At 56.5% G+C, this 12,179-nt stretch carries 8 protein-coding genes; 7 read left to right on the top strand and 1 reads right to left on the bottom strand.

Going from position 1 to position 12,179, the window contains the following annotated elements; translation table 11 throughout:
* The first annotated feature begins 3 nt into the window (after positions 1–3).
* The 6 genes from ELE36_RS09295 to ELE36_RS09320 all read left to right on the top strand — a co-directional run bounded on the left by ELE36_RS09295 (position 4) and on the right by ELE36_RS09320 (position 9,494).
* Positions 4–639 (top strand): sigma-E factor negative regulatory protein, encoded by a 636-nt coding sequence (locus tag ELE36_RS09295; protein ID WP_129832799.1) that lies wholly within the window; start codon positions 4–6, stop codon positions 637–639.
* On the top strand, positions 639–1,613 hold the full coding sequence (locus tag ELE36_RS09300; RefSeq protein WP_165371546.1) for a MucB/RseB C-terminal domain-containing protein: 975 nt from the start codon (positions 639–641) through the stop codon (positions 1,611–1,613). The genes ELE36_RS09295 and ELE36_RS09300 overlap by 1 nt, the downstream gene beginning before the upstream one ends.
* A 133-nt stretch (positions 1,614–1,746) precedes the next feature.
* Positions 1,747–3,177, top strand: a complete 1,431-nt coding sequence (locus ELE36_RS09305; protein ID WP_129832801.1) for a DegQ family serine endoprotease — start codon at positions 1,747–1,749, stop codon at positions 3,175–3,177.
* Positions 3,178–4,059: 882 nt separating this feature from the next.
* Positions 4,060–6,069, top strand: a complete 2,010-nt coding sequence (locus ELE36_RS09310; RefSeq protein ID WP_165371547.1) for a beta strand repeat-containing protein — start codon at positions 4,060–4,062, stop codon at positions 6,067–6,069.
* A 345-nt stretch (positions 6,070–6,414) separates the two neighbouring features.
* On the top strand, positions 6,415–8,412 hold the full coding sequence (locus ELE36_RS09315; protein ID WP_242512401.1) for a S9 family peptidase: 1,998 nt from the start codon (positions 6,415–6,417) through the stop codon (positions 8,410–8,412).
* Between the two features lie 5 nt (positions 8,413–8,417).
* Positions 8,418–9,494 (top strand): glycosyltransferase, encoded by a 1,077-nt coding sequence (locus ELE36_RS09320; protein WP_129832804.1) that lies wholly within the window; start codon positions 8,418–8,420, stop codon positions 9,492–9,494.
* Positions 9,495–9,660: 166 nt separating this feature from the next.
* On the opposite strand, the gene ELE36_RS09325 is transcribed toward ELE36_RS09320, so the two are convergent.
* Complete coding sequence (locus ELE36_RS09325) at positions 9,661–10,350, bottom strand: hypothetical protein (protein WP_129832805.1); 690 nt, start codon at positions 10,348–10,350, stop codon at positions 9,661–9,663.
* Between the two features lie 268 nt (positions 10,351–10,618).
* On the opposite strand from ELE36_RS09325, the gene ELE36_RS09330 reads away from it, so the two are divergent.
* Positions 10,619–12,160, top strand: a complete 1,542-nt coding sequence (locus ELE36_RS09330; protein ID WP_129832806.1) for a hypothetical protein — start codon at positions 10,619–10,621, stop codon at positions 12,158–12,160.
* Positions 12,161–12,179 lie beyond the last annotated feature (19 nt).

Here is a 12,179-nt window from a genome sequence, read left to right on the forward strand (position 1 = left end):
ATCATGACCGAACAATTCAACGAACAACTCAGCGTACTCATGGATGGCGAACTGCCGCGCGATAGCGTCCGGTTTCTGCTGCGTGGCATAGATGCCGATCCTGCGCTGGCGCAAACTTGGTCGCGCTATCAAGTGGCGCGCAGCTGCCTGCGGCGACAAACCGATGCGTTTGTCAGCATCGATTTTTCCGCGACAGTGATGGCACGGATCGATGAGGAATCGGTGGTCATCAGCGTTCGTGCGAACGAACATCGCTGGCTGCGCTGGGCGGCAGGTGGCGCGGTGGCGGCGTCGGTAGCAGTAGCCGCACTGATGGTTTCTCGGCCGGCAATCAGCCCGGAGTCGCCCGCAAGGAATGTCGCCGCCGCCGATCCAGTGCGCGCCGCGCCGGTTTTGCAAGAACGTACGCCCGCATCGATGGAACAGAAGGTTCCGGCGATGGCCGCCAGCATGGTCGATTACAGCACGCCGACGGCTTCCGATCCGCGACTGGATTCGTATCTGGTGCGGCATTACGAAGCGACCGGGCAGGGCATGCGCTCGGGCATGGTTCCTTACGTGATGCTGGTCGTGCCGCAACGCACCGCGCAATCCGCGACGTTGCCACGCACGCAGGAAACACCCGCCAACGCGCAATGATGCCTGGTGCGATACGCTGCGGCTGCGGAATATTGTTGCTGGCGCTGGTCGCCACAAGCAGCCGCGCCGATGAGACTGCAGATCCGCAACAACTGCTGGCGCAGATGGCCAGCGCGATGCGCGACCTCGACTACGATGGCTCTTTTATCTACGAACACGATGGCCGCGTCGATACCTTGCGCGTTTTTCATGCAGGTGGAGTGGATGAGCGCGAACGTTTGATCAGCCTCAACGGCGCGCGCCGCGAAGTGGTGCGCAACAGTCGCAGCATTACCAGCGTGCAACCGAATCAGCTGCCCACAGTATTTGGCGCCGAAAGCAATCGTCGTCTCGTGCCATTAGTGCCGGAGGCGCGGGCTGAAGGTCTGCAGGAAAACTACACGCTGCGCCTGATTGGCGAAGATCGGATTGCGGGCTTCAGCGCGCAAGTAATTGACGTGCAGGCCACGGACAAATATCGCTACAGTTATCGATTGTGGCTGGAAAAAAATTCGCATCTTTTGTTGCGCTCAATGTTGCTGGATGCCGATCAGCATTCGCTGCAGCAACTGATGTTTGTCGCGCTGAATATTGGCGGGCACGTGAATGAAACCGACTTGGCGCTGAGTGAAGTCCCGGCCAGAACCATCGCCGCGCAGGCGCAAGAAGTCCTGCTGACCACGCCATCTGAATGGAAGCTCGGCGAATTACCGGCGGGTTTCAGCATGAGCGCACGGCGCGGGCCAGCTGATGCGACTAACAATGCGGAACATTGGTTGTTATCCGATGGTGTTGCCAACGTTTCGGTTTATCTAGAGCCGGCCAACACAGCGCCTGGCGTGCTGACTCAGGGCAAGATATCGCGCGGTGTGCTCAACGTATTCGTGCGTAACCTCAATGGCTATCAGGTCACTGCGCTCGGCGAAGTGCCGCCGGCGACGGTCGAGAAAATTGCCGACGCGCTTACTCACGCGGCGCCCGCAGTCGCGCACTGAAATTGCAGCCTGAATGCGGTTTGTTTCAGCGTGATTTGTCGCGGAACTTAAATCTAGCAACGTTATCCAATGGCGCGTCAGGTGCGAGCCATGATCAATCCTGTTTTATCAATCAACACTCGAGGAGAGAGGCATGAAATTGTTGGTCTCTGTGATGCTGTCCGGCGTGCTGCTGGGTGGCGCTGGAATAGCCCGCGCGGATTTGCCGGACTTCACCCAACTGGTGGAGAAAAATGCGCCGGCGGTTGTCAATGTGCAGGCAACTCATAGCGGAAAAATCGATAGTGAAACCGCCGAAGCTGGTGACGAGCAGGATATGCCCGATGTGCTGCGTCGATTCTTCGGGCCGCAGGGACCACAAGGTCCGCAGGGACAAGGTCGGCCACGTGGCGCTGGCGAAGGCACCTCGATTGGATCGGGTTTCATTATTTCAGCCGACGGTTATGTGCTGACCAACAATCACGTCGTCGAAGGCGCAGATCAGGTCACCGTTCGTCTGTCTGATCGACGCGAACTTGATGCGAAAGTGGTTGGTACGGATCCGCAGACCGACATCGCCCTCCTCAAAGTCGAGGCTAGCAGTTTGCCGGTGGTTGCGATTGGTGATTCGACCAAGCTCAAGCAAGGGCAATGGGTGGTTGCGATCGGCTCGCCGTTCAATTTTGATCACACTGTGACGCACGGCATCATCAGTTCGGTCCAGCGCAAGTTTGGTGGCGCCGATCAGCAGTATGTCGGTTTCATCCAGACCGATGTGCCGATCAATCGCGGTAACTCTGGTGGTCCGTTATTCAATTTGAATGGCGAAGTGATCGGTATCAACTCGCAGATTCTGAGTAACACCGGCGGCTATATGGGTGTGTCGTTTTCGATCCCGATCGATGTGGCGATGAACGATGTCGAGCAAATCAAGAGCAAGGGACACGTTTCACGCGGCATGATCGGTGTGCAGATTCAGGACATCAATCGTGAAATGGCGCAAAGCCTCGGCCTGCCGCGTCCGGGCGGGGCGCTCGTCAACAAGATCACGCCTGCTGGCGCTGCGGAAAAAGCCGGCATCCATGTCGGTGACGTGATTGTGTCGTTCAACGGCAAGGATCTGGATCATTCGTCCGACTTGCCGCCGCTGGTCGGCATGAGCAAGCCGGGCAGCCAAGTGGAGGTCAAACTGTTCCGCGATGGCAAGACGCTCACCGTTCCGGTCACCGTAGGCGAGCTGCCGCAGGACAAGAACGCGCTAGCTGCCGCCGCAACGGCGACGCCGACCGCGGGTAACCCGCTGGGCATCGTGGTTGAGGATTTGACGGCAGAGCAACGCAAGGACCTGGGCCTGAAGGATCAGGGGGTGGTTATCAGCAATATCACAGGCGCGGCACGGCGCACCCAGCTGCAGCAGGGGGATGTGATCCTGATGGTGGGGAAGAAAGCTGTGAAGTCAGCCTTGGAGCTCAATCTGGCATTAAAGGACCTGAAGCCCGGCGACACCGCGATGTTGCTGGTGCGCCGTGAAGACGCGACTAGCTTTGTTGCAGTGACAATGCCAAAAGCCAAGGACAAGGGCTGAAGCAAAACGCAGCTGTCGATGCAGTGACAAACGGAGCCGAAAGGCTCCGTTTTGCTTTGTAAGGTTTGAGCAAGGCAGTGTAGAGGCCATGCCCGCTGCGCGCTCCTGGACATATCGAGTTGCGTGAATTTACCTGGCCTCCTAAACAGCGCGCTTGAGGCACATCGGCGCGGTTGTCTAGTTCTACGCCCAGTGATCATTCGCTCACGCCGAACGCACGCCAATTCTCCCTGAGTGCAGCGAGCACCCCTCCATACCTTCCTTCGATTCTACAAACAGTTCACTCCGATGGATGCGGTCCTATCGGACGCGTTCCTTGAATTATTCGCTCGTTCTGTCGATGAGTGTGAATGTGGCCGCTGGTTGAGCCTAAATTGTGTATTTACGTAACACGAATAATTACAAATTCTGGCGTCGCCCGATTATTAATTATATTGTTCACCTATTATTCACGTATTAATTGAGTTTTCATAGCGGCGATCTTCAAAAGTAAGCTGCTCGTCACAGAAATCCGGTCTATAAACTGCAGAATAGCATCCAGGAGAAGATTGGTTCTATTCAAAGAGTTAAATGTGTACGTGATGACTTTGTGAAGACAATAACATTGTAAATTAAAAATTCACATTTTATAGACAGAGCGTATCAATTTCGTGTAGTCCAGCTAGCCGAAAAAAATATAACAAAATCAATAAGATGAAATGAAAGAATGGATTGCAATATCTGTACCAAATGACTTGATGTTCAATCAAAACGGGGTGAGTTATGAATATGTTTCGTTACTTTGTATCCAGCGCTCTGCATTCTTTCACAAAGAGTGCACATACGTTAAATTCGGGGTTTAATTATAAATCATCGTTATTAGCGACACTCGCTATCGGTTGTGTGGCATTCAGCGTCGCAAGTTATGCCACGCCGATAGCAGTACCGAATGGCGGTTTCACCTCGACCACGAATGCGAATCCGGTTACCGCGATCGGCGGTGGTTTATTGACTCCGTCGGCACAGGGTGTCGCAATTGGCACGACTGGGCCTTGGACTGGCTCATACTCCGGCGCACTTGGCCTCGTGGCCCCTCCAACTTTGCAGATTAGCGCCACCGCGCACACCGCGACCATCGGGGGAATCCTTGGCTTGAACGTTGCCGGTTCGCTGGTCGCGAATTCGGCGTCGTTCGACCAAGTATTTCCGACCGGCGACCCGGCCAACCTGTTTCGGGCGAGCAAGGTATATACGCTGAATGTCAACGTCGACACGCCGAGCATCGTTGGCCTGAATGTGCTTGGTGAGAGCATCATCGGCTCGGCGCTGACTTCGACCAGCGGCGTGGTAACGACCACGGTGGCAAATTCCAACGCCAACCCGGCGATCCTGACGCTGCTTAGCAGCGGGCATTACACGCTGTCCTTGCCTTACACCACACCTGCTAGCGGCGGTGCAGTCGGCAGCCAGATCGGCGTTTCGCTGTATTCGCACCCGCAGGGCCTCGCCCAGCTCAACCTGATCCAGACGATCGCTTTCAGCAACGCCACGATGACCCGCGTCGGCACGGTGCCTTCGTCGATTGTGGTAACGGTAGGCAGCCAGAGCGGCTCTCAAAGCGCCGTTGTAGGTGATCCATTCGCGCATCCTTTGTCAGTGACCGTGGTGGACAGCGATGGCGATGCGGTTCCAGGTGTCAATGTAACGTTCACCGTGCCTGGCAGTGGTGCTGGTGCCAATCTGGCTCCCGCAAGCACTGTCGTCACCGGTGCTGATGGGACAGCTGTGGTCAATGCCACCGCGAATACCTTGCCGGGTGGCTATGTAATTACGGCCCAGGTGGGTGGCGTACCAACACCCGCTATCTTCAACTTGACCAATGTTGCCGGCCCTCCGTTTGCAATCACGGTTCTGCCGCCGCCACCGACCAGCGCCACCGTCGGTACTCCGTTTGCGCCGTTGAACGTGCAGGTGACAGATAAGTTCGGCAATCCGGTCGCTGATGGAATCAGTGTCACGGTCACTGCAACGACAGCCGCTTCGGGCGCCAGCACGCAGACCACAACAATGGTCACGACCACCGCTGGTGGTCAGGCGCAGATTAACGAGAGTGCGAACAACATTATCGGTAGCTATACCCTGACGGTAACAGCAGGCGCTGCCACATCTTCCCCGATTTCCCTGACAAATGCTCCGGGCGTGCCGATCAAGGTGAAGCCGGGTGTTGGTGGCAATGCAGCAGCAAGCGGTACTCCGCAAAGTGCAACGATTGCCCACCCATTCGGTACAGCGCTGTCAGTGCTCGTGACAGATCAGTTCGATAACCCTGTTGCTGGGGCCGTGGTGACTTTCACTCTGCCGGCCAGCGGCGCTGGTGCAACATTGTCTGCTAACCCAGTGACCACGGATGCAAACGGTGTAGCGACGGTGACCGCAACTGCAAATAACCTTGCTGGCTTGTATCACGTACCTGCCACGGTTGCCGGAGGTACGCAGACAACAACCTTCGACCTGACCAATAACGGTGTAACAGGTATCGGCGGTGGCACACCTCAAGTTGCAGTGGTGAGTGCCGACTTTGGCTGCGCTCTGATTGCGACGGTAACTGATGGCAATGGCCCCGTCGCAGGTGTCGGAGTGCAGTTCGTCGCGAATGCGTCGCCCGCTGGAGCCTCGGCCGGATTCTCCAGCCTGCAGGGTTCGCAGAACACCAGCCCGCTCACTATCACGACCGATGCGAACGGATCAGCCTCTGTCGTAGCGAAAGGAAACGCGATCGCCGGTGACTACACCGCGACGGCGGGCATCCCGGGAGCCGGCCAGACCGTGACCTACAAGCTGAGCAATCTGGCGCAGGGCGAAAGAATATTCGCCAACGGCTTTGAGGATCCATCCTCGACTTGTGCGCACTAAGTTCGAAAGCCTCGCAGGAAACATGAGAGGCGAGGGATAGATTCAAGGACGATGCGAGGGGGCTGCCGAGAAGGTCCGAAAATGGATCCGTCAGGTAGGTAACAAACCGAACGGCGAGCAGAAATGCTCGCCGTTTGTCGTTGCGATGGGCGTAACCGGTTCCAACAATCCGCGAGCACTCTGTAGTGCCGTTTCAGCCATGTTGCTTCAGTAAACTATCGGCACTGGTATCCGCTAGCGTACTCTTGCTATTCAACTGTGAACCTTGTTGCTGATCCGCCATTGGAGTCGCTGATGCATTGCCGATCCACCGCTTTCGCTTTGTCGCTAATTGCACTTACCTCGATGTTTGCTGTTGACGTATCCGCGGCAGATGCTCGCCAGTTCCGACCGCTCGATGTGTTCCAGTTGCAGTGGGCGAATAATCCCGAGATTTCTCCCGACGGTCGCTCGGTGGTCTACGAGCGCAGCTACTTCGACATCATGAAGGATCGCAAACGTTCTAATCTGTGGATCATTGATATCGCCAGCGGCAACCAGCGTCCGTTGACCAGCGGTTCGGCGAATGATGGACAAGTGGCCTGGTCGCCGGATGGCAAACGCCTGGCGTATGTTTCGCTCGAAGATGGTTCGGCGCAAATTCACATGCGCTGGATGGATAGCGGACAGTCCGCACGCATCACAACTCTCACCGAGGGGCCGCAGGGTTTGTCATGGTCGCTGGATGGCAAGTGGTTGGCATACGCCTCGCGCGTTCCGGCCGAGGGCAAGCAACTGGCGACAATGCCGGCAAAACCGAAGGGAGCCGAATGGGCAGATCCGGTCAAGTTGATCGATCGTCTGAACTATCGTTTTGATGGAGCCGGTTACATCGATCCCGGTTACAACCAAATCTTCGTGGTCGCGGCCGATGGCGGCAGTCCGCGTCAGGTCACCAGCGGCGACTACAACTATGCCGAAAATCCCGCATGGGCGCGTGATGGAAAGTCATTGATCGTATCCTCGAATCGTCGTGACGATTGGGAATACCATCCGTTCGAAAGCGAACTGTATCGCGTCGATATCGATAGCGGCGTCTTCAGCCAGCTGACCGATCGCGATGGCCCGGATACCCATCCGCTGATTTCGCCGGATGGCAAGCAGATTGCGTATCTTGGTTTCGATGACAAGCAGCTCGGATATCAGGGCAACCATCTTTATCTGCTTGATCTGAGCAGCGGAAAAAGTCGCGTATTGACCGAGAATTTCGATTTCGACATCGGTAATCCGAGTTGGGATGCCAATGGTCGTGGCCTGTTTTTCAGCTACGACGACAAGGGCATCAGCAAGATCGGTTATGCCAACGCAAGCGACGGAAAAACCGAAACGGTCGCGAGCGATTTTGGCGGTACCGCGATGGGTCGCCCGTACGCCGGTGGCGCGATGTCGGCAGCGGCCGGGAAGGTTGCTTATACGCGCGGTACCGAATATCGCGCCGCCGATGTGGCGGTGATCGAGCGCGGCGGAAAATCGCGCGTCTTGACCAATCTCAACGCCAATCTGCTCGACCACAAGGATCTCGCAACGATCGAGGAATTGTGGACGGCATCATCCGCGGATGGTCGCAAGGTTGAAGGCTGGATCGTCAAGCCGCCGCATTTTGATCCGGCGAAAAAATACCCGCTGCTGCTCGAAATTCATGGCGGACCTTACTCGAATTATGGCCCGCGTTTTGCGCCGGAAATCCAGCTTTATGCGGCGGCAGGCTACGTCGTTTTGTATAGCAATCCACGCGGCAGTACGAGTTACGGGCAGGAGTTTGCGAACCTGATCCAGAACGCGTATCCGAGCAAGGATTACGACGATCTCATGAGCCTCACCGACGCCGTGATCGCCAAGGGTTATGTCGATAACAAGAACCTGTTCGTGACGGGCGGCAGCGGCGGTGGTGTGTTGACAGCGTGGATCGTCGGCCATACCGATCGCTTCCGCGCTGCCGTGGTGGCGAAGCCGGTGATCAACTGGTCGAGTTTCGCCTTGACCACGGATCTTTCCAGCCTGATCCACACCTATTGGTTCGCCGGTTATCCGTGGGAGCATGCGGATAATTACGCGCAGCGCTCGCCGATCACTTACGTCGGCAACGTCAAGACGCCGACCATGCTGATCAATGGTGAATCCGATTACCGCACGCCGATTTCGGAAGCCGAGCAGTTCTACCAAGCGTTGAAATTGCGCAAGGTCGATACAGCGATGATCCGCATCCCGGGCGCCTCGCATGAGATCAACCGTCGTCCGAGCAATATGCTGGCGCAGGTACTCAATACGCTCGCGTGGTTCGAGCGTTATCGCGGCAAGGATTGATCATAATGCGCGTCTGTCTTTGCATGATCGTCAAGAACGAGTCGCACGTCATCGAGCGTTGCCTGCGCTCGGTGCGACCTTTCATTCACTCGTGGGCGATTTCCGATACCGGATCGAGCGATGGCACGCAGGAAATCATCCGTCGAGTACTCGCGGATTTGCCGGGCGAATTGATCGAGCGGCCATGGGTGGATTTTTCGCACAATCGCAACGAGGCATTGAAGCTCGCGGCGAAACACGGCGATTTTGCATTGACGATTGACGCCGACGAAGTGCTCGAAGCCGATGCCGGATTCGTTTATCCCCGGCTCGATGCGCCGGGCTACATGGTCGAAGTTCATTACGCCAATACCTCGTATCAGCGTACCGCTTTGGTACGCACGAACGCGCTTTGGGAGTGGAAAGGCGTCCTGCACGAGGCACTCAACTCGCCGCTGGCGGCCGCCGTGCAGCGATTGCCTGGATTGCGCATGCGACCGTTTCCCGATGGCGCGCGCAGTCAGCGTCCCGCCGAAGAAAAATATACCGACGACGCCGCTGTTCTGCAGCGCGCCCTGTTCGCTGAGCCGGACAATGCGCGTTACGCTTTTTATCTCGCACAGAGCTGGCGCGACGCCGGCCAGAACGAAAAGGCGCTGAGTGCGTACGAACATCGCGTGGCGATGGGCGGCTGGGACGAAGAAGTGTTTTTCGCGAAATTTCAGGTGGCCGTGATCAAAGAACGTTTGGGCCGGCCGTATGCTGATATCGTCGCTGCTTATCTAGAGGCTTATGATTTTCGCTCGGCTCGTGCGGAATCGATGTGCGAGCTCGCGCGGTATTGTCGATTGCAGAATCGCTTTGCCGTGGCGGCAGAATTTGCACGTATCGCGATGGAGATTCCGCAGCCTGCCGACTTGCTGTTTGTCGACGTGACTGTCTACGCATGGCGCGCCAAGGACGAGCTTGCGGTCTCGGCTTACTACTGCAAAAAACGCGAGCTCAGCGAGCGGCTGTGCATGGAGTTGCTGGAAGGAAATTCGTTGCCGGAAAGCGAACGCGAGCGCGTGCAAAAGAATCTGGAGTTTGCGCGATCGCTGTGAGGAGTCGTTGCACGCAGATGCGATGATTTTTTTGCGCTTGCTACGTAGGATCGCTGCGCGACGGATCGGAATCTTCGCGAGATTCGAGGATTCCGATTTGGCCGAATTTTCCGCAACGCCATTTCATCGCGAACCGATTGGCCGATTCGCAAAAATATAAACAAGCCTAGGTCGCGACAAGTATTTTCTTGTTGCGGCCGACGGCAGCCGCCACTTTCGTAACCAGCGGCGTGGCTCCTGCCAAATTTTTTGTCATGCGATCCTGTTCCTTGAACGCCTTGGTGTAGCGCGTCATCTCATCGCGCATCTTGGTGTCGCTTTCGGCATTCGGGAACTGTCCCTTGTCGATTGCCTTGAGCATGCCGCGCATCAAATCGTAATCGTGATAGTCGCGGTACGGTTTCAGATCCAGATCAGCGGGCACCTTGGTCAAGCGCTCGTCACCGATGCCCTTGACGTATTTCTGCATGAATCGGTCGTATTCGCGCCACGAAATTTTCTCGGCGCGGATCGCTGCTTCTTCGGCGCGCGTGGCGATCTGATGCGCATGCAGATAATGCAGACCGAGTTGATCGATCAAGGTCTTTTCAACTTCTTCGTGCAGGATCAGGTAACGCGCGACTTCGATCTCGCGACCGTTGTAAGTGAAGGTTTTCGGCAGATGCCGATCGATATAAATCGTCTGTCCATCATTGCTGTATCCGGCCAGATACGGCACGTCATGTTTGCGATCCAGTTTTTTCACGCGACGGATGATCGCGTCGAGCGCGCGCTCCATCATCAGGCTGGATGCAAACCAGTCGGGAACTCGCAATTTCTTGTGCGGTGCTTGCGGGTGACAACACATGCTCGGCATAACGATCTCCTTTTCACAGCTCAGTCAGGAACGTCAAACGCTACAACAAAACGGCGGGGTTTGCAGGAGTAATCGAGCATGCTCTATGACTTTTGCGAGCGCACTGGGTGGTCGCTCGATTCAATCAATGCCATTCATTTTTTTCTTAATCAACGGTAAGAATTTTCCATATGTGGCGGCGTGTTACTAGCGAACAGTTGTAGCAACATATGTGATCTAATTGTAAATTGTTTGAAATCGCAAGTGGTTGCAAGTCTCAGGGGGAAAGATGTCAGCCGTGCTTGATCAAAGCGCGCCACGTGTCACGCGTGGTGCGGCGCAGGTCTCTGCGCGCGTGCCGGTACAAGTCGAAACGAGTCGCAGCGCCCAACTCACCAAGCTGCTGCCGGGCTTGCTGCTCGGTTTGGTCATGATCAAGCTGATCGTGCTGCTGATCGATCCGAACGTGCACCTGTTTCTTGGTGATTCGGCGTCGTATCTGTACAGCGCGGTCAACAACAATACGCCGCCCGATCGTTCCTTTACTTACCCGCTGATGATTTTCGTCACCGCGGTGCGCTCCGAATCACTGTTTTCGCTGCTGTTATTGCAGACCGGATTTGGCGTCGCGACCTGCACGCTGCTTTTTCTGATTCTTTATCTCGGGCTTGAAGTTCGCGCATGGATCGCGATGGCGGCGGGGCTGTTGCTATGCATCGAGCCGAGCCAGCTGTTCTACGAACGCATGGTGATGACCGAGTCGGCCAGCAGTTTTCACTTGCTTGCGGCACTGGCTTGCGGCACCGCGTATTTGCGCAGCGGCAAGTTGCGATGGCTGATTTTGTGTGTGCTCATCGGCACGGTGCTGGCAAGCCTGCGCGCTGGATTGGTGCCGTTTGCACTCGCAGTGGCGCCGGCTGCGGTGCTCATCGGCGCGCTGTATGGCGTGAGCAAACGTCGGCATGTGTGGATCGTGCATTTGCTGCTGGTGCTGCTCGTCACGGATCTGTGTCATGACGCCTATCGCGCGTGGTACGGGCGGCGTGCCGGCGGCGAGCCTGCGTATATTCTGGATGCGCCGTTGTTTCGTCTAGGACTCGTGGCGCCACTGGTTCGCCCGGAACATTTTGCCGGCACCGGTGTTGATCCCGCGATTTTGCACGAGGTCACCATCCCACTCGATAATCAACGCCTGCGCGAAGAACAAATCTGGGTGCCGGGTGGCCTCATTCCTGTGTTGCGGGCGCATGTCGGAGATCAGCGCGCGCGCCAAGTGGCGGCAATCCTCGCTAAACGTGCGGTCGCCGACAATCCGCTAGGCGTCGCGCGGCTTGGCATCACCACCTTGCCGGAATATTTTGATCCGCCACGACGCGAGATACGCATGCTCAGCGATCTGGGTTCAGGCCAGATACCCGACGAAAAGATCTTGAGTCTGCTACGCGAATGGTTTCATTACGACGCCGCTAAAATTGCGCTCCATCATTCGCCGATCAAGGATCTTTTCGCCTACAGCGCGTACTGGCTGATCTTCTGTCTTTTCGCGCTCGCGCCGATCGGACTGGCACTCGCCAGGCTGGGGCCGCATCGAGTGCCCGCCGTGGTGGTGCTGGTAACCGCGTGCGCGGTCGGATTGATGGTCGGGCAGGTGTTGTGCTCGCATATTATTTCGTTCCGCTACCTGCACCCGTTTCCGATATTGCTGCTGCTGGTCGGTGCGGGCCTGACTGAGCGATTGCTGGAACGTCATGACGTTGCCGAGAAAATCGAGCAGTGGAAAAATGCCACGAAAAACATTGTGAAGCTTGATGCGGAAGTTGCACTGAGCTAGCTGGTTCAGCTGGTTTTCC

It is taken from the genome of Pseudolysobacter antarcticus (genome assembly GCF_004168365.1).
GTDB lineage: Bacteria > Pseudomonadota > Gammaproteobacteria > Xanthomonadales > Rhodanobacteraceae > Pseudolysobacter > Pseudolysobacter antarcticus.